Source organism: Variovorax sp. SPNA7 (assembly GCF_033807855.1).
Taxonomy (GTDB): domain Bacteria; phylum Pseudomonadota; class Gammaproteobacteria; order Burkholderiales; family Burkholderiaceae_C; genus Variovorax; species Variovorax beijingensis.
In genome coordinates this window covers 1,167,539-1,184,959 of sequence record NZ_CP138513.1, presented here as the reverse complement: position 1 = coordinate 1,184,959, position 17,421 = coordinate 1,167,539, and the positions used below count along the sequence as shown (strand labels likewise).

The 17,421-nt window shown below is 67.9% G+C and carries 16 protein-coding genes; 2 read left to right on the top strand and 14 right to left on the bottom strand.

The window, feature by feature from the left end; translation table 11 throughout:
- Positions 1-129: 129 nt before the first annotated feature.
- The 11 genes from xylB to RZE77_RS05280 all read right to left on the bottom strand — a co-directional run bounded on the left by xylB (position 130) and on the right by RZE77_RS05280 (position 12,199).
- Complete coding sequence (gene xylB / locus RZE77_RS05330; protein ID WP_319441002.1) at positions 130-1,602, bottom strand: xylulokinase; 1,473 nt, start codon at positions 1,600-1,602, stop codon at positions 130-132.
- Between the two features lie 45 nt (positions 1,603-1,647).
- A complete protein-coding gene (locus RZE77_RS05325; RefSeq protein ID WP_124957466.1) occupies positions 1,648-2,586 on the bottom strand; it encodes an AraC family transcriptional regulator in 939 nt (312 codons plus the stop codon).
- 12 nt (positions 2,587-2,598) lie between these two features.
- A complete protein-coding gene (locus RZE77_RS05320; protein WP_319441001.1) occupies positions 2,599-3,567 on the bottom strand; it encodes a carbohydrate kinase family protein in 969 nt (322 codons plus the stop codon).
- A gap of 20 nt (positions 3,568-3,587) precedes the next feature.
- Positions 3,588-4,259, bottom strand: a complete 672-nt coding sequence (locus tag RZE77_RS05315) for a transaldolase family protein (RefSeq protein ID WP_319441000.1) — start codon at positions 4,257-4,259, stop codon at positions 3,588-3,590.
- Between the two features lie 411 nt (positions 4,260-4,670).
- The gene (locus RZE77_RS05310; protein WP_319440999.1) at positions 4,671-5,459 is read right to left on the bottom strand and encodes an L-iditol 2-dehydrogenase; all 789 of its coding nucleotides are present in this window, start codon (positions 5,457-5,459) and stop codon (positions 4,671-4,673) included.
- Positions 5,456-6,847 carry a D-arabinitol 4-dehydrogenase gene (dalD, locus tag RZE77_RS05305; protein ID WP_319442309.1) on the bottom strand — a complete coding sequence of 464 codons (1,392 nt, stop codon included), beginning with the start codon at positions 6,845-6,847 and terminating at the stop codon, positions 5,456-5,458. The genes RZE77_RS05310 and dalD overlap by 4 nt, the downstream gene beginning before the upstream one ends.
- Positions 6,848-6,929: 82 nt before the next feature.
- Positions 6,930-7,967, bottom strand: coding sequence for an ABC transporter ATP-binding protein (locus RZE77_RS05300; protein ID WP_012746260.1), 1,038 nt, complete (start codon positions 7,965-7,967; stop codon positions 6,930-6,932).
- Positions 7,968-7,984: 17 nt separating this feature from the next.
- Positions 7,985-8,809 (bottom strand): carbohydrate ABC transporter permease, encoded by an 825-nt coding sequence (locus RZE77_RS05295; RefSeq protein ID WP_047783686.1) that lies wholly within the window; start codon positions 8,807-8,809, stop codon positions 7,985-7,987.
- 10 nt (positions 8,810-8,819) lie between these two features.
- Positions 8,820-9,677, bottom strand: coding sequence for a carbohydrate ABC transporter permease (locus RZE77_RS05290; protein ID WP_319430049.1), 858 nt, complete (start codon positions 9,675-9,677; stop codon positions 8,820-8,822).
- 100 nt (positions 9,678-9,777) lie between these two features.
- Positions 9,778-11,088 carry an ABC transporter substrate-binding protein gene (locus RZE77_RS05285; RefSeq protein ID WP_319440998.1) on the bottom strand — a complete coding sequence of 437 codons (1,311 nt, stop codon included), beginning with the start codon at positions 11,086-11,088 and terminating at the stop codon, positions 9,778-9,780.
- Positions 11,089-11,263: 175 nt separating this feature from the next.
- Positions 11,264-12,199, bottom strand: a complete 936-nt coding sequence (locus RZE77_RS05280) for a LysR family transcriptional regulator (protein WP_319430044.1) — start codon at positions 12,197-12,199, stop codon at positions 11,264-11,266.
- Positions 12,200-12,291: 92 nt separating this feature from the next.
- Here RZE77_RS05280 and RZE77_RS05275 point away from each other — a divergent pair, with 92 nt between their 5' ends.
- Together RZE77_RS05275 and RZE77_RS05270 are read left to right on the top strand one after the other, a co-directional pair.
- Positions 12,292-13,269 (top strand): Bug family tripartite tricarboxylate transporter substrate binding protein, encoded by a 978-nt coding sequence (locus RZE77_RS05275; RefSeq protein ID WP_319440997.1) that lies wholly within the window; start codon positions 12,292-12,294, stop codon positions 13,267-13,269.
- 32 nt (positions 13,270-13,301) lie between these two features.
- The gene (locus tag RZE77_RS05270; protein WP_319440996.1) at positions 13,302-14,366 is read left to right on the top strand and encodes a 4-hydroxythreonine-4-phosphate dehydrogenase PdxA; all 1,065 of its coding nucleotides are present in this window, start codon (positions 13,302-13,304) and stop codon (positions 14,364-14,366) included.
- 8 nt (positions 14,367-14,374) lie between these two features.
- Here the strand turns inward: RZE77_RS05270 and RZE77_RS05265 are convergent, their stop codons facing one another.
- From RZE77_RS05265 to tal, 3 genes are all read right to left on the bottom strand, one after another.
- Positions 14,375-14,704: a DUF805 domain-containing protein gene (locus tag RZE77_RS05265; RefSeq protein WP_319430038.1), complete on the bottom strand. Its 330-nt coding sequence runs from the start codon at positions 14,702-14,704 to the stop codon at positions 14,375-14,377.
- Between the two features lie 158 nt (positions 14,705-14,862).
- Positions 14,863-16,425, bottom strand: coding sequence for a glucose-6-phosphate isomerase (pgi, locus tag RZE77_RS05260; RefSeq protein WP_319440995.1), 1,563 nt, complete (start codon positions 16,423-16,425; stop codon positions 14,863-14,865).
- Between the two features lie 2 nt (positions 16,426-16,427).
- A complete protein-coding gene (gene tal, locus RZE77_RS05255) occupies positions 16,428-17,384 on the bottom strand; it encodes a transaldolase (protein ID WP_319440994.1) in 957 nt (318 codons plus the stop codon).
- Between the last annotated feature and the right edge of the window lie 37 nt (positions 17,385-17,421).

The following is a 17,421-nucleotide window of genomic DNA, read 5'->3' as shown; positions in this document are numbered from 1 at the left end:
TCGTGTCCGCTACGCCCACCCCCTACCGGGGGCAACACCTGCGGCCCGGCAAAGCCGGTTCCGCGGTGTTTCGCGAAAGTAAAAAACCCGTCTTGCGACGGGTTTTTTTATGGGCGCTCGGTGCTGGCTCTATCGAAACTGGTCGCGCAGCGCCATATAGAGCACCTGGAAGCGCGCATGGCGCGTCTTGTGCCCATCGGCACCTTCGAGCGAAGGCACCAGCTGTTGCTTCACCGGCGGCAGCGTGCACACCTCGGTCACTTCGCCGCCGTCGGCCAGCCACGCGAGCCGCGCCGCACCCAGCGCCCCACCCGTCTCGCTGCCCGCGTACAGCGTGAGCGGCACCTGGAAGATGTCGGCCAGCAACTGGCCCCACCAGACACTGCGCGCGCCGCCGCCCACCAGCGCCACTTCGCGCAGCGGCATGCCGGTCGGCAGCCGCAGGGTGTCGAAGCCGTCGCGCAGCCCGAAGCTCACGCCCTCGACCACGGCATAGGCGATCTCCGCCGGCCCGTGCGCATGCGTGAGCCCGAACAGCACGCCCTGCGCGTAGGGGTTGTTGTGCGGCGACCGCTCGCCCGAGAGGTAGGGCAGGAACAGCGGGCAGCGCGCACGATCCGCCAGCGCAACCGACGTCGCCGCTTCGAGCAGCGCGGCCTCGTCGGCGAACCTGAAGGTCCTGGCGGCCCAGCTCACCGCGCTCGCAGCCGAGAGCATCACCGACATCTGGTGCCAGCGCCCGGGCAGCGCATGGCAGAAGGCATGCATCGCCTGCGCGGGGTTCGGCAAAAAGCGGTCGGTCGAGACGAACACCACGCCCGAGGTGCCGAGCGACACGAAGCCCTGCCCCGGTTCCACCAGCCCCATGCCGACCGCGCTGGCGGCGTTGTCGCCCGCGCCACCGGCGATGAGCACCGCACCGCCGTTGCCCACGCCCCAGCGCGCGGCCAGTTCGGGCTTGAGCTGCGCCGACACTTCGCTGCCCTCGACCAGCCGCGGCATGTGGCCGCGCGTGAGCCCGGTGGCCGCGAGCAGTTCGTCGGACCAGTCGCGCGCACCGACGTCGAGCCACAGCGTGCCGGCCGCATCGGACATTTCGCTGACGGCCTCGCCGCTGAGCATGAAGCGCAGCCAGTCCTTGGGCAGCAGCACGCGCGCCGTGCGGTCGAAGATTTCAGGCTCGTGCTCGCGCACCCACAGCAGCTTGGGCGCGGTGAAGCCGGGCATCGCAAGGTTGCCCGCGATCTCGCCCAGGCGCGGCACGGCGCGCGCGAGCGCCTCGCACTGCGGGCCGCTGCGCCCGTCGTTCCAGAGGATGGCGGGGCGCAGCACCTCGCCCGCGGCATCGAGCAGCGTGGCGCCATGCATCTGGCCCGACAGGCCGATGGCGCGCACGGCCGAGAGCGCTCCGGCATGCGCGCCCCGCAGTTCGCCCATGACCTGTTCGAGCGCCTGCCACCACTGGCCCGGCGCCTGCTCCGACCAGAGCGGCTGGGGCCGGTCGACCGTGAGCGGCGCACGCGCCACGCCGACGATGCGGTGCTCGCCGGCGAGCAGCAGCGCCTTGAGCTCGGACGTGCCGAGGTCGAGTCCCAGATACAAGATGGTGCTCCCTGATTGCTGCCTTGAAAGCGCTCGGTCTGGCTGTCAGCCGAAGCGCGTGTCGGCCTGGCGCCTGAATTCGCTCGGCGTCATGCCCTTGATCTCGAGGAAGCGCCGGTTGAAGTTGGCCACGTTGTTGAAGCCGACCTGGTAGCAGATGTCGGTCACGTAGTGGTCGGTCTGCATCAGCAGGTGGCAGGCGCTGTTGATGCGCACGCGGTTGACGAAGTCGGTGAAGCTGTTGCCGGTGGAGCGCCGGAAGAAGCGGCTGAAGCGGCTTTCGCTCATGCCGAGCTCGGCCGCCACATCCGACATGGAGATCGGCTCCGCCATGTTGCTGGTGATGCGGTTGACGATGTCGTTGATCTGGTCGACCTGCGCATCGCCCTCGACACCGTGCGCGCCCTGCATCTGCACGCTGGAGAGCAGCCGGTAGTCGGTGCATTGCGCGAGGTCGGCCATGAACTCGAGGAACAGGCCGAGCCGGCGCACGCCGCGCGCGGCCTTGATGTTGTCCCAGTGCGCCTGCGCCTGCTGCGACATGCCGAAGAACTCGATGCCGTGCCGCGCGCGTTCGAACAGCTGCATCACTTCGCGCAGTTCCGGAATTTCGGCCGCGGCGCGCTCGATGGGCTCGTGGCGGAACTGGATCACCCGGTCGCGCCCGGCGGCGCCGCCTTCGGGCACGTCCAGCGAGATCCAGTTGTGCGGCAGCCGCGGCCCGCAGAGCACGAGGTGCCCGGGCTGGAACGGCCCGATCCAGTCGCCGATGAAGGCCTTGCCCGAAGTCTCGGTGATCAGGTGCAGCTCGTAGTCTTCATGGAAGTGCCATCGCACCAGCGGGCTCGGAAAGCCGTGCGCCAGGCAGCGCACCAGTCCGGTTTCGGGGGCCTCGTAGCCCAGCGACGGGGAGCGCGCGATGTCGCGCTCCAGCTCGGGTTGGCGCTGACGGGGAATCGAGCGTTTGCGTGTGGACGTTGTCATGGCAGCACGGGGTCAGGGCCGGGAAGCGACGGCCTCATTGTCTTCCTGCGCCAGCGCGGCGTGAACCGCGTCGAGCGTGGGTGGATCGGCACCTTCGCGGGTGCAGTTGAGTGCGGCGGCGGTGGCAGCGAAGCGCATCACTTCGCGCCAGGCGTCGTCGCCAAGCGCGCCCAGCTGGGCCGGGTGCTCGACGCCATGCGCGAGCAGCGCGACCGAAAGCCCGGCCGTGAAGGTGTCGCCCGCGCCGATGGTGTCGACCACCTTGACCTGCGGCGCCGCCACGGCAAGCGGCGCATGCCCCGTGCGCCAGAGCGTGGCGCCCGCGCCGCCGCGCGTGACGATCACGGCATGCGCGCCGGCCTGGAGGCACTCCGCCGCCAGCGCGTCGACCGGCTGGCCAGGGGCGAGCAGTTCGGCGTCCTCGTCGCTGAGCTTGACCAGGTCGGCCATGGCGAGCCAGCCGGTCACGCGCTCGCGGTAGGCGGCCATGTCGGGAATCAGGCTCGGCCGCACGTTCGGGTCGAACACGATCACGCGGCGCCCGGCGTTGGCCATGACCAGCTCGGCAATGCGCGTGGCCGCCGGCTCCTGCAGCAGCGAGATCGAGCCGAAATGAAGGAAGCGGCACTCCGCCGGCAGTTGCGGCAGCGGCTCGGGCGCCCAGGTGGCGTCGGCGCTGCCGCGCGTGTAGAAGGCATAGCGGTTGGTCTGCGGCGTGCGCTCGACGAAGGCCAGCGTCGACGGCGCATTGCTGCGCAGGATGAAGCCGGTATCGACGCCGTTGCGTTCGAGAAAACGCATCAGCCGTTCGCCGAACAGGTCGGTCGACAGCTGGGTGAGAAAGCCGGTGGGCTGGCCCAGGCGCGCGCAGGCCACGGCGGTGTTGAGCGGCGAGCCGCCCTCGTGGCCCAGGAACGCGAGCGTGCCGGCCTCGCTGGCGGTGAAATCGATGAGGGCTTCGCCCGTGAGTGCAATGCGCATGGTTCTCGGATTCTCTTCTGTCAGGGCAAGGCGTGTGCATCGGCCAGGAAGCCGCGCTCCGCGGCCAGCGTGGCGGGGTGGTCGAGCAGCTCGGCAAAGAGGCGCGGCGGAATCGTGATGGCGCCCACGCCGAGTGCCAGCAACGAAAGATAAGCCTCGCGCGAGCGGATGCTGGCGACCAGCAGCCGCGTGCCGGACGAAGGGCGCTGCGCGACCAGCGCCTGCATCTGCGCGATCAGCGCCAGCCCGTTGACGCCGGCATCGTCGAGCCGCCCGAGGTACGGTGCCGCGTAGGCCGCGCCCAGCTGCGCGGCGAAGTGCGCCTGCTCGGGCGCATACACGGCGGTCCACGTGACGGGCACGCCCTGCGCGATGAGCCGCGCGCCGGCGTCGAGGCCCTGGCGCGTGGCGGGAATCTTCACGACCAGCTGGCCCCGGTCGAAGTGCGGAAGCAAGGCGGCCGCGTCTTCGAGCATGCCGTCGACGTCACTGGAATACACCTGGGCTTGCACCTGACGTGCGCCCAGCTCGATGCAGCGCTTCAGCAGACCGGGCACTTCGCCGCGGCCGATGCCGGCGCGCTTGAGCAGCGTGGGGTTGGTCGTCACGCCATGCACCACCGGGTGCGGCAGGCAGGCCTGCAATTCAGGCAGGTCGGCGCTGTCCAGGTACAGATGGAAGTCTTCGGTCATGACTGTGCGTTCTTGGTGCTGTTGTTCTTGGCGCTGTTGTTCTTGGCGCTGTTGTTCTTGGCGCTGTTGTTCTTGGCGCTGTTGTTCAGGGCGCTTCTGTTCAGGGCGCTTCTGTTCAGGGCGTGTGCACAGATCACCGGGTACTCCCCTCCGCGAATGTCCCCCGGCCTGCGGCCTCCTCCTTGATTTCGCTGCGGGGAGCACCCGATGCTCTGTGCACCAGGGCACGCTCGTTGTGCACCGCTGATCAACCAGTGCTCTGTCCAACGCTCCCGCCGATGGGGTGCCTTGCGCAGCGAAATAAAGGAGGAGGCCGAAGGCCGGGGGACATTCGCGGAGCAAGGTACCCCGTCGGCGGGAGCGAGCCCTGAATGACACCCAGCGCATCGAATCAAAACGCAAGCTTTCATCTCAGCTCATGACATTACCGCCATCGACATTGAGCGTCTGCGCCGTGATGTAGCGCGCCTCGTCGCTGGCAAGAAACACGGCCGCGCCCGCAACGTCGGCCGGCACGCCCATGCGGCCGAGCGGCACCTCCAGGCCCACGCGGCGCTTCTTCTCGCCGGGCGGCAGCCCCTCGGCCTTGGCGAACAGGCTGTCGACATGGTCCCACATCGGCGTGTCGACCACACCGGGTGCAATGCCGTTGACACGGATGCCGTGCGGCGCCATGGCCAGCGCGGCACTCTGGGTGTAGCTGATGACCGCGGCCTTGGTCGCGCAGTAGTGCGACACCAGCGCCTCGCCGCGCCGCCCCGCCTGCGAGGCCATGTTGATGACCGACGCACCCTGCGTGCCGGCCTCGACCATGTGGCGCAGCACGGCCTGCATCACGAAGAACATGCCCTTCACGTTGACCGCGAACAGCCGGTCGAACGAAGCCTCGTCGCTGTCGAGCAGCGGCGCCAGGTCGAACACCGCGGCGTTGTTGAACAGCGTGTGGATCGGCCCGAAGGCGACCTGCGCCTCGGCCAGCATGTGCGCGATGGCCTGCGTGTCGGTCACGTCGGCCGCGATGTAGGCCAGCTTGTCGGGGCGCTGCTGCTGCAGCGCGCGCACCGCCTCGGGCGCCGCCGCGGCGCGGTCGATCACGCTGCAGCGCGCGCCCTCGGCAATGCAGGCATCGGCCACGGCCAGGCCGATGCCGCCACCGGCGCCGGTCAGCAGCACGTGGCGGTTCTTCAGACGTTCGCTCATTTCGTTGCTCCAGGGTTCTTCAGGAAATTTGCCACGCGCGCGCTCGCTGCGCGCAGCGCGCCCACCAGCCGCGCATCGCCTGCGGCGGCGCCCCACAGCGCCGGGTCCGAGCACAGCGCGAGCACCGGATCGGCGGCATCGCAGATCGCGTGCGCCACCGCCTCGTCCATGCCCTGGTCCTGGTAGGCATAGGGCAGTGCTCCGCGATGCCAGCGCTGCAGGAAGGCCAGGAACAGCGCGGGCAGCATCGCGACGCTGTCGATCGGCTGCCCCGCGGCGAGCCGCTCGCGCACTGTGGGTGCGATGAAGCCCGGGATCTTCGAGAAACCGTCGGCCGCCACGCGCTGGTTGGTGTCGCGGATCGCGGGGTTGCCGAAGCGGTCGAGCACCACGTCGCGGTAGGCTGCAAGGTCGATCGGGCTCGGGCTGAGGCATGGGATCACGTCGTCGGTGACGTAGTCGAAGGCCATCTTTCGGATGGCCGCGTCGTGCGTGCCTTCGTGGATGAAATTCAGCCCCGCCAGCGTGCCCGCCCAGGCGATGCAGCTGTGCGTGGCATTGAGGATGCGGATCTTGGCCTCTTCATAAGGCTGCACCGATTCGACCAGCTCCACGCCCACGCGGTCCCAGTCGGGGCGGCCGGCCGCGAAGTTGTCTTCGATCACCCACTGGATGAAGCTCTCGCCGGTGATGGCGGCCGCATCGTCGCGCCCCGTTGCGGCCTGCACGCGCGCGCGCAGCTCGGGTGGCGGGCGCGGCGTGATGCGGTCGACCATCGCGTTCGGACAGGCGGTGTTGGCCTGCACCCATGCCAGCAAATCGGCATCGCCCGCGCGCTCGATGAATTCGAGCAGCCCGGCGCGAAAGCGCTCGCCGTTGTGGCGCAGGTTGTCGCAGTTGAGCAGCGTGACCGCGCCAGCCTGCGCGGCCTTGCGCGCACGCAGGATCGCGCAGACGGCGCCGTAGATGGTCACGCCATCGCCCGGGGCATCGCCGCGGCGTGCGCGCTCGATATCGGCCGCGAGATCGGCGAACGACAGGTCCAGCCGGCCCTTGGTGTCGAGGTAGTAGCCCGCCTCGGTCACGGTGAAGGACACGATGCGCGTGGACGGCACCGCGCCGCGCGCAACCACCGCGGCCAGCGAGGGCTCCCACGACAGCACTTCGCGGATGGCCTCGATCTGTTCGTAGCGGTACTCGCCGGCCGGCGACACGGTTTCGAGCGTGTAGCGCCCGCCCTGCGCCTGCAGCGCGGCGACGACCTCGGCCATGTCGGGACGGATGTTGGCGCCCGAGAGCGACCAGCGGCTGTCGCCCGCCTCGATCAGCCGCTGCAAATAGACGGCCTGGTGGGCCCGATGGAACGAGCCGAGTCCGAGGTGAAGCACCACGAACTCCGAAGGAGCCGGGGGTGAGATTGGCGCACCGAGAGGCGCTGCTGCGAGGGTCACGGGAATGTTCCGGAAGAAATCAGGCGGAGACCGAACGGCCTTCGCGGTTGAACAAATGGAGCACCGACGGATCGAGCTCGACCGCCACGTCGTCGCCCGCATGCAGCGGCGTACGCTCGTTCTGGCGCGCGATCAGCGGCACGCCGCCCACGTCGACGTGGATCAGCGTGTCGGCGCCCAGCGCCTCGATCAGCTCCACGCGCCCCGGCACGCCCGCGGGCGCGGCCTGCTTCGGATGCACGCGCAGGCCTTCGGGCCGCACGCCCAGGAAGCCGTCGCTCGGCAGGCGCCCGCCGGTCGCGGCCGAGAAGCTCGGAATGGCGCTTGCCGCCACCATGTTCATCGACGGCATGCCAATGAACTGCGCGACGAACTGGTTGGCCGGATGGTCGTAGAGCTCGAGCGGCGTGCCGACCTGCTCGATGAGCCCGTCCCTGAGCACCACCACGCGGTCGGCCAGCGTCATGGCCTCGACCTGGTCGTGCGTCACGTAGATGGTGGTGGCGCCGAGCGAGCGGTGCAGCTTGTGGATCTCGACGCGCGTGTTGCCGCGCAGCGCCGCATCGAGATTGGACAGCGGCTCGTCGAACAGGAACACCTTGGGCGCGCGCACGATCGCGCGGCCGATGGCCACGCGCTGGCGCTGGCCGCCCGACAGGTCCTTGGGCGTGCGGTCGAGGTACTGCGTGAGGTTGAGCGTCTTGGCCGCGTACTCGACCTTGGTCTTGATCTCGTCCTTGGGCACGCCCGCGAGCTTGAGCGCGAAGGACATGTTGTCGTACACGCTCATGTGCGGATAGAGCGCATAGCTCTGGAACACCATCGCCAGGTCGCGCTTGCCCGAAGGCGCCCAGGTGATGTCCTTGCCGTCGAGCAGCAGCTTGCCGCTGGTGATCGGCTCGAGCCCCGCAATGAGCCGCAGCAGCGTCGACTTGCCGCAGCCCGAAGGCCCGACGAAGACGATGAACTCGCCTTTTTGAATTTCGAGGTCGACGCCCTTGATGATGTCGACGTCGCCGAAGCTCTTCTTGATGTCTTTGAGTTGCAGGTAGGCCATGGGGTGTCTCCCTTTCTTTACTTGACGGCGCCGAAGGTCAGGCCTTGCACCAGTTGCTTCTGGCTGAACCAGCCGAACACGACGATGGGCGCAATGGCCATCAGCGAGGCGGCGGACAGCTTGGCCCAGAACAGGCCCTCGGGGCTGGAGTACGAGGCGATCAGCGTGGCCAGCGTGCCGGCCTTGGCCGAGCTGAGGTTGAGCGCCCAGAAGGCCTCGTTCCAGCTCAGCACCAGGCACAGCAGGCCGGTCGATGCGAGGCCGCCCACCGACAGCGGCAGCACGACGTGGCGGAACTCGGTCCACAGGCTCGCGCCGTCCATGCGCGCGGCCTCGAGGATTTCGTTCGGAATGTCCTTGTAGGCGCTGTAGAGCATCCACACCATGATCGGCAGGTTCGACAGCGTGAACACGATGGTCAGCGCGGTGAGCGAGTCCAGCAGGCCCGCCGTCTGCGCAAGCACGTAGATCGGAACCAGCGCGCCGACGGCCGGCATCATCTTGGTGGAGAGCATCCACATCAGGATGTCGCGCGTCTTCTTCGTGCGGAAGAAGGCCATCGAGTACGCGGCGGGCGCCGCGATCAACAGGCCGATGATGGTCGAACCCAGGCTGGTGATGAGCGAGTTGCGCGCATACAGCAGGTAGTCGCTGCGGCGCTGCACTTCGCTGAAGTTGCCGAGCGTGGGTTCGAAGATGAAGAGCGGCGGCACGTGGATCGCCTGCAGCTCCGTCTTGAAGGCCGTGAGGAACAGCCAGCCGAGCGGAAAGAACAGCAGCAGCGCCACGGCCCAGGCACCCACGGTGCGCAGCAGTTGCGGAAGGAAGTTGCTGGGTTGCATGGTCGTTCCTTCAGTCCAGGTTCTTGCCGATGATGCGGATCAGGAACACCGCCACGATGTTGGCCAGCACCACCGCGAACAGCGCACCGGCCGAGGCCACGCCCACGTCGAAGTTCATCAGCGACTGCTTGAAGATCAGGTAGGTCATGTTGGTGCTCTCGTTGCCCGGGCCGCCATTGGTGGTGATGGCGATCTCGGCGAACACGCTGAGCAGAAAGATCATCTCGATCATGATCACCACCGCCATCGGCCGGCCGAGGTGCGGGATGGTCAGGTAGAAGAAGCGCTGGAACGCACTCGCGCCGTCCATGCGCGCGGCCTCCATCTGCTCGCGGTCGAGCGACTGCAGCGAGGTGATGAAGATCAGGCAGGCAAAGGGCAGCCACTGCCAGGCCACCATGACGATCACCGAGAACAGCGGCACGTCGGTGAGCCAGTCGACCGGCTGCGCACCGAAGAAGCGCCACACGTCGGCCAGGATGCCGTAGATGGGGTTCATCATCATGTGCTTCCACAGCAGCGCGTTGACCGCGGGCATGACGAAGAAGGGCGAGATCAGGAGCACCCGCACGATGCCGCGGCCCGGGAAGGGTTCGTTCACCAGCAGCGCGAGCAGCACGCCGAACACCACCGTGATGACGATCACGCTGCCGATCAGCATCAGCGTGTTCCAGGTGGCGGGCCAGAAGTCCGGATCGGTGACGAAGTAGTGAAAGTTCTCGATGCCCGCGAAGGTGCGTTCACCGGGCTGCATGAGGTTGTAGTTCACGAACGAGAAGTACAAGGTCATCGCGAGCGGCACGATCATCCACAGGAGGAGCGTGAGCACGGCGGGCGCCATGAGGGCGCGGGGCAGGAGTCGTTTCATCTTGTGTTCCTCTCGGGCTGTTGCCCCCTCTCCCGCCTGCGGGAGAGGGTGGGGATGAGGGCATGCGGCGGCGGTCATGGGCACGCCGCCCCTTCACCGCTTACTTGTAGTAGCCAGCCTTCTTCATCTCGCGCTCCGCCGCCGTCTGCGAGGTCTTCAACGCCTGGTCCACCGTGACCTTGCCCGACAGCGCCGCGCTCATCTGCTGGCCCACCGCCACGCCGATGGCCTGGAACTCGGGAATGGCCGCGTACTGCACGCCCACGTAGGGCGACTTGGGCAAGGTGCTGTCGCTGAGGTTGGCGGTGTCGATGGCCTTCTTCTCGGCCGCGGCAAACTTGGCGACCTTCTGGAACTCGGGGTTCGCATAGGTCGACTTGCGCGTGCCGGTGGGCACCGTGCCCCAGCCATGCTCCTTGGCCACCAGGTTCACGTACTCCTTGGAAGTGGCCCACTTCACGAAGGTCTGCGCGGCCGCGCCTTTGGTCGAGCTGGCGGGAATGGCCAGGTTCCAGGTCCACAGCCAGTTGGCGCCCTTGGGCGTGACGGCCACGGGCGCCTGCGCGAAGGCCACCTTGTCGGCCACCTTCGACTGCTTCGGATCGCTGATGAATGAGGCCGCGATGGTCGCGTCCACCCACATGCCGCACTTGCCCTCGTTGAAGAGCGCGAGGTTCTCGTTGAAGCTGTTGGCCGAGGCGCCCGGCGGGCCGTAGGCCTTCATCATGTCGACGTAGAAGTTGATCGCGTCCTTCCACGGCTTGGTGTCGATCTGCGGCTTCCACTGCATGTCGAACCACTGGCCGCCGTTGGTGTTGACCAGCGTGGTCAAAAAGGCCATGTTGTCGCCCCAGCCGGGCTTGCCGCGCAGGCACATGCCGTACAGGCCGGCCTTCGGGTCGTGGATCTTGCCGGCCAGTTCCTTCACCTGCGCCCAGGTGGGCTGCTCGGGCATCTTGAAGCCGACCTTGTCGGCCAGGTCCTTGCGGTACATGAGCATCGAGCTCTCGCCGTAGAAAGGCGCGGCGTAGAGCTTGCCTTCGTACGACAGGCCGGCGCGGATGGCGGGCAGCAGGTCGTCGGCGTCGTAGGCGGCGTCGGTGGCAATCGGCTGAAGCCAGCCCTTCTTCGACCAGATCGGCGCCTCGTACAGGCCGATGGTCATCACGTCGAACTGGCCGCCCTTGGTGGCGATGTCGGTGGTCACGCGCTGGCGCAGCGTGCCTTCTTCCAGCGTGACCCACTTGAGCTTGATGTCGGGGTTGGCTTTTTCGAAGAAGGGGGTGAGCTTCTGCATCTCGATCATGTGGCCGTTGTTGACGGTCGCGATCACGAGTTCGGTGGCGGCCTGGGAGGCGAGCCCCGTGCCGGCGAGTGCGAGGACGAGGCCCGCTTTCAGAAAACGCTTCATGTTGTCTCCTAGAGGTGAGCGACGCCCTGTGTTCGGGTCGCCGTGGCGGGATTCTGGAGAAACGCGCTTGCGGGCTTGGTACTTCGCTGGCTCGTATTGGTACTTTCATGCACCAGTCGGCTAGGAGATTCCCTAATTGGTGCAATACAGCATGGAAAAGCTCAATCCAAAGGCTTCAGCCGCCGCCCAGCAGTTGGCGCCGGAACTGCGCCGCGGCCGGTGAGAGCGCGCGGTCCTGCCGGGTGACGAGGCAGATCGGCGGCACGCGTACCGGCAGCTCCACCGGCACCGTGCGCAGCACGCCAAGGCGGGCGTAGTGGCTGGCCTGCGAAGCCGGCATCACGGCCGCCATGTCGGAGTTCTCGAGCAAGGCGGTGATGGCAATGGGCGATGCCGTTTCGATGATGTCGAGCCGCGCCTGGATGCCCGCCTCCCGCATCGCCGCCTCGAAGCGCCCGCGCTGCGGCGAGCCCGGCGGTTGCAGCACCCAGGACCAGTTCGCCATCTCGGCCAGCGTGACGGTGGCGCGCTCGAACACCGGATGCGCGGCGCGCACCACCACCACCTGCGATTCGCCCAGCAGCGGCACGCTGGCGTACTTGGCCTCGTCGTGGCTGTCGGTGAGCCGGCCCAGCACCAGGTCGACGTCGCCCTGCTCCAGTTGCGCCTGCATCACGTCGCTGGTCTCGACCACCACCGACACGGCCACCTGCGGATGGCGGCGGTGGTATTCGACCAGTGCCGGCGCCAGCAGCTCGGGCACGGCGCCCGGCACGCTGCCCACGCGCAGCGAACCGCTCAGGCCCGAGCGCAGCGCGAGCATTTCCTCGCGGGCACTGCCGAAGTCGCTGAGCACGCGGCGGGCATAGCGGATCAGGATCTCGCCGTAGGGCGTGGGCTCCATGCCGCGCGCCAGGCGCTCGAAGAGCCTTTCGCCCAGCGAATCCTCCAGCTGCTGCAGCAGCTTGGTGGCGGCCGGCTGGCTGATGTTCATGGCCTCGGCCGCGCGGCCCAGGTGGCGGTGGGCGTCGAGCCGCGCCAGCAGGAGCAGCTGGCGCGGCCGCACATGGAGCATCAGCGATGTGTCGGCAGGGCCAGGACCGGAAGTCATGCACAAAAGTATATGGAGCTTCGGGCTTTTTCGATTGGATCGGGCGCACGAAGCTGCCTAAGCTCGCGCCAAACAAGCAGGAGACACACCCGATGAAGCAATCCTTCCTGGCCCGCGCGGCGGGCACGGCTGCGCTGGCGCTGATGGCCGCCACCGCCGGTGCGCAGCAGCCGGCCTACCCCGACAAGCCGCTGCGCATCATGGTCGGCGCCTCGCCCGGCGGCGGCACCGACATCCTGGCGCGGGTGCTGGCGGACAAGTTGGCGCCGGTCCTCAAGCAGCCCGTGACGGTGGAGAACCGGCCCGGCGCTTCCAACACGATCGCCGGCGAGCTCACGGCGCGCGCCGCGGCCGACGGCAGCACGCTGCTGCTGGCCACCAACACCGCGCAGGCGGTGGCGCCCCACATCCTCAAGCTCAAGTACGACCCGCTGAAAGACCTGCAGCCGATCGGCCTGGTGGCCGTGATGCCCAACGTGCTGGTGGTCTCGGCCAGCTCGCCCTACAAGTCGGTGAAGGACCTCGTGGCGGCCATGGGCGCCAAGCCGGGCGGCTTCAAGTACGCATCATCCGGCATCGGCAGCACGCAGCACGTGGGCGGCGAGGCCTTCAACCTGGCCACCGGCATGAAGTCGATCCACGTGCCCTACAAGGGCAGCTCGCAGGCGCACGTCGACATCATCGGCGGCGAAGTCGACATGATGTTCGACAGCACGTCGTCGGCCATGGGCCAGATCAAGGCCGGCAAGTTCCGCGCGCTGGCCGTGAGCGCGCCGCAGCGCTCGCCCGAGCTGCCCGACGTGCCCACGCTGGCCGAGCAGGGCATCAAGGGCGCCGATGTGTCCACCTGGTACGGCCTCTACGTGACGGCCGGCACGCCGCGCCCTGCGGTCGAGCGGCTGAACGCCGAGCTCGTGCGCACGCTGAAGCTGGCCGATGTGCAAACGCGCATCAAGGCCCTGGGCGGCGAGCCCGGCACGCTGACCGGCGAAGCCTTCGCGGCGATGAACAGGCAGGAGTTCGACCACTACGGCCAGCTCGTGCGCGACGCCAACATCAAGGCCGAGTGAGGCCCCCTCTTCATCATTTCAATCCCGTCGACATGCCCACCCCATCGAAGACCCCGAACCTGATCTCCGCCAGGCCCCGCATCGCCGTGCTGCTCGGCGACCCCAGCGGCATCGGCCCCGAGATGGCCGTGAAGCTGCTCGCGCGCCAGCGCAACCTGGACGCCGCGCGCGTGCTGCTGATCGCCGACCCCGTGGTGCTGGCCGCGGGCGAGCGCGCGGCGGGCATGAAGCTCGATCCGCTGCGGGTCAATGGATTCGACGACCTGCGCTTCGAGGACGGCCGCCCCACCCTGCTGCAGCGCGACTGGATGCAGGGCCGGGAGCCGGTGCTCGGCGAGTCGAACGAGGCCTCGGGCCGCGCCTCCTTCGAGGCGCTCGAACTCGCCACCGCGGCCGTGCAGCGCGGCCAGGCCGAGGGCATTCTCTTCGCGCCGCTCAACAAGCATTCGCTGCGCCTGGGGGGCCTCGTGCACGAGGACGAGCTGCGCTACATGCAGGAGCGCTTCGCGGTGACGGGCTTCGTCTGCGAGTTCAACCTCACGGGTTCGCTGTGGACCTCGCGCGTGACCTCGCACATTCCGCTGAAGGAGGTGGCGAGCCACATCACGGTGGAGGGCGTGAGCGACGCGGTGAAGATCATTGCATTGGCGCTGCGCCGCGCGGGTGTGGCACAGCCGCGCATCGCGGTGACGGGGCTCAACCCGCATGCGGGCGACGGCGGCTCGATCGGCATGGAAGAGATCGAGATCATCGCGCCGGCCATCGAGCGGCTGCGCGCCGAGGGCTACGACGCCCGCGGCCCGTTCTCGCCCGACACGGTGTTCATCGGCGCGCGACGCGGCGACGTGGACGCGGTGGTGTCGATGTACCACGACCAGGGCCAGATCGCGATGAAGCTCATGGGCTTCGAGCAGGGCGTGACGCTGCATGGCGGCCTGCCCGTGCCGGTGGCCACCTCGGCCAGCGGCAGCGCCTTCGACATCGCGGGCAAGGGCGTCGCGCAGATCGAAGGCCTGCAGCAGGCCTTCGACCTGTGCGTGCGCATGGCCGGCGGTGGGCCGGTGCGCGCGCTTTCCAGCGCGCAAATTGCAGCCTGACGCGAGGCTCAGGCGGCGGGCGCGCCGTGCGGGTTGGTTTCGGGCTGCGAAGGCTGCACGTAGAAATAGATCAGCACCAGGTTGACGATCGGAATGAGCATCAACAGCTGGAGCCAGCCGCTCTTGCCGATGTCGTGCAGGCGGCGCGCGCCCACGGCCAGCACGGGCAGCAGGAAGCCCAGCGCCGCGATGACGTACACATACTCGTGGATCAGGCTCGCCACGATGAGAATGACGACCTCGGCCAGCACGAACCACCAGTACTCGGAACGCGATGCGCGTCCCTTGAAATCGGCGTATTTGCTGAAACAGGTCTTGACCGCTGTCTGAAAGTCCATTGATCGACTCCTCTTGATTGAATCCCAGGGAAATTCCCCGGGCCGATCATATCGACGCATCATTCAACGGCAAATTCGGCCATCAGTTCGCAAACAAATGGCCTATGGATCGGCCTATCTCGGCCTGTCCGGGCCTGCTGCACCGGCCTTTCAGCGGATCAGGCCTGCGTGCCCAGGCGTTTCAGTAGGCCCGCCGTCGAGGCGTCGAGCCCCATGATGTCGCCCGAGGCGAGGCGCGGCTCGATGTCCTTCGCGAGCACCTTGCCGAGTTCCACGCCCCACTGGTCGAAGCTGTTGATGCCCCACAGCGCGCCGCTGGTGAACACGCGGTGCTCGTACAGCGCGAGGAAGGCGCCCAGCGATTCGGGCGTGAGCTTCTCGAACACGAAGAAGCTGCTCGGCCGGTTGCCCGGGAAGTTCTTGTGGCCGCCCGCATCGAGCTTGCCGACCATCAGCGCCTGTGCCTGCGCAAGCGCATTGGCCAGCAGCTTGGGATGGTGGCCATCGAGGTCGTGCGCCGCATCGCGCACCGCCACGAATTCGAGCGGGATCACGTCGGTGCCCTGGTGCAGCATCTGGAAGTAGGCATGCTGGCCGTTGGTGCCGGGCTCGCCCCAGAGCACGGGCGAGGTGCCGAGGCCCGCGGGCAGCGGCGCGCCGCTCGCATCGACCTGCTTCCCGTTGCTTTCCATCTCGAGCTGCTGCAGGTAGGCCGGCAGGCGCTTCAGGGCGCTGTGGTACGGCGCGATGCCGCGGCTCGTGAACTGGTGGAAGTTGCGGTACCAGACATCGAGCAGGCCGAGCCGCACCGGCAGGTTCTGCTCGAGCGGCGCGGTGCGGAAGTGCTCGTCCATCGCGTGCGCGCCCGCCAGCAGCCGGCGGAAACCGTCGGCGCCGATGGCCAGCGCAATCGGCAAGCCGATGGCCGACCACAGCGAATAGCGCCCGCCCACCCAGTCCCAGAAACCGAAGGTGGTGTCGATGCCGAATTGCTTTGCAGCCTCGACGTTGGTGGTGAGCGCGGCAAAGTGCCCGGCAATGTCGGTGCCGCCCGACTGCTCGTACCAGCGCCTGGCCGAGAGCGCATTGGCCATGGTCTCGGCCGTGGTGAAGGTCTTGGAGGCAATGAGGAACAGCGTGTGCTCCGGCGCCAGGTCGCGCAGCACGCCGGCCAGCTCGTGGCCGTCGACGTTGGAGACGAAGTGGAAACGCTTGCCCGGCGCGGCGAACTCGGCCAGCGCGAGCACCGCCATCTGCGGCCCGAGGTCGGAGCCGCCGATGCCGATGTTGACCACGTCGGTGATCGTGTGGTCGGCGCGCACCTTCTCGGCATAGGCCAGCATCGCGTCGAGCGTTTCGTGCACCTCGCGCAGCTTGTCGGCCGTCTTGCCCACCTTCGCATCGGCAGGCGCGCGCAGCAGCGCGTGCAGCACGGCGCGGTCTTCGGTGTTGTTGATGTGCTCGCCCGCGAACATGGCGTCGCGGTGCGCCTCGAGGCCGCACTCGCGGGCCAGCGCGAAGAGCAGTTCTTCCGTGCGCGCATCGATCAGGTTCTTCGACAGGTCGGCGAACACATGCGGCGCCTCCTGGCTGAAGCGCTCGAAGCGGCTGGCGTCATCGACGAAGGCGTGGCGCACGTCGAACTGGCGGCCCGCGGTCTCGAAGGCGGCCTGCAGTTGCGCCCAGGCGGGCGCGCGGTCGCAGCGAAGGGTCATGGCCATGCTTACTTGCCGCTTTCCTGCATGAGTTTTTCGAGCTTGACGGCGTCGGCCGCGAAGGCGCGGATGCCTTCGGAGAGCTTCTCGGTGGCCATGGCGTCTTCGTTGAGCGCGAAGCGGAAGCCGGCCTCGTCGTAGCTCAGCTTCTGCATGTCGGCCGTGGGCGCGGCGGAGGCATCGAGCGCATGCGCGAGCGGCTCGTTGCTCGCGGCCAGCTCGGCCAGCAGCTCGGGGCTGATGGTCAGCAGGTCGCAGCCGGCCAGGGCCCGGATCTGTCCCACATTGCGGAAGCTCGCGCCCATCACTTCGGTCTTGATGCCGTGCTGCTTGTAGTACTCGAAGATCTGGCGCACCGACTTGACGCCCGGATCGTTCGCGCCCGCGCTGGCGGCCTCGTTCCACTGGGCGCCGGCCGATTTCTTGTACCAGTCGTAAATGCGGCCCACGAAGGGCGAGATGAGCTGCACGCCAGCCGCGCCGCAGGCCACCGCCTGCGCGAACGAGAACAGCAGCGTGAGGTTGGTGCGGATGCCCTTCTGCTCCAGGGCGCGCGCCGCCTCGATGCCCTCCCAGGTGGAGGCCACCTTGATCAGCAGGCGCTTCTCGGTGTCGATGCCTTCGGCCCTGTAGAGCGCCACGATGCGCTCGCCGCGCGCAATGGTGGCGGCCGTGTCGAACGAGAGGCGCGCGTCGACTTCGGTCGACACGCGGCCCGGAATGATCGAGAGGATTTCAGTGCCGAAGCGCACCAGCAGCCGGTCGATGACCTCGTCGAGCGGCTTGCCCGCATGCTTGCTGACGGCTTCGTCGAGCAGCGGCCGGTACTCGGGCTTCTGCACCGCCTTCAGGATGAGCGAGGGATTGGTGGTCGCGTCCTGCGGCCTGGAAATGGCAAGTTGCTTGAAGTCGCCGGTGTCGGCGACCACGGTGGTCCATTGGCGGAGAGCATCGAGTTGATTCATGGAGAAAGATTATCCAGTGCGGGTGATGACAAGTCCT

Coding starts and splice junctions, on each gene's coding strand:
- RZE77_RS05290 (WP_319430049.1), bottom strand. CDS start 9,677: ATGAAACGACTCCTGCCCCGCGCCCTCATGGCGCCCGCCGTGCTCACG.
- RZE77_RS05295 (WP_047783686.1), bottom strand. CDS start 8,809: ATGCAACCCAGCAACTTCCTTCCGCAACTGCTGCGCACCGTGGGTGCC.
- RZE77_RS05270 (WP_319440996.1), top strand. CDS start 13,302: ATGCCCACCCCATCGAAGACCCCGAACCTGATCTCCGCCAGGCCCCGC.
- RZE77_RS05325 (WP_124957466.1), bottom strand. CDS start 2,586: ATGACAACGTCCACACGCAAACGCTCGATTCCCCGTCAGCGCCAACCC.
- RZE77_RS05315 (WP_319441000.1), bottom strand. CDS start 4,259: ATGACCGAAGACTTCCATCTGTACCTGGACAGCGCCGACCTGCCTGAA.
- RZE77_RS05310 (WP_319440999.1), bottom strand. CDS start 5,459: ATGAGCGAACGTCTGAAGAACCGCCACGTGCTGCTGACCGGCGCCGGT.
- RZE77_RS05300 (WP_012746260.1), bottom strand. CDS start 7,967: ATGGCCTACCTGCAACTCAAAGACATCAAGAAGAGCTTCGGCGACGTC.
- RZE77_RS05285 (WP_319440998.1), bottom strand. CDS start 11,088: ATGAAGCGTTTTCTGAAAGCGGGCCTCGTCCTCGCACTCGCCGGCACG.
- RZE77_RS05320 (WP_319441001.1), bottom strand. CDS start 3,567: ATGCGCATTGCACTCACGGGCGAAGCCCTCATCGATTTCACCGCCAGC.
- RZE77_RS05275 (WP_319440997.1), top strand. CDS start 12,292: ATGAAGCAATCCTTCCTGGCCCGCGCGGCGGGCACGGCTGCGCTGGCG.
- RZE77_RS05280 (WP_319430044.1), bottom strand. CDS start 12,199: ATGACTTCCGGTCCTGGCCCTGCCGACACATCGCTGATGCTCCATGTG.
- tal (WP_319440994.1), bottom strand. CDS start 17,384: ATGAATCAACTCGATGCTCTCCGCCAATGGACCACCGTGGTCGCCGAC.
- pgi (WP_319440995.1), bottom strand. CDS start 16,425: ATGGCCATGACCCTTCGCTGCGACCGCGCGCCCGCCTGGGCGCAACTG.
- RZE77_RS05265 (WP_319430038.1), bottom strand. CDS start 14,704: ATGGACTTTCAGACAGCGGTCAAGACCTGTTTCAGCAAATACGCCGAT.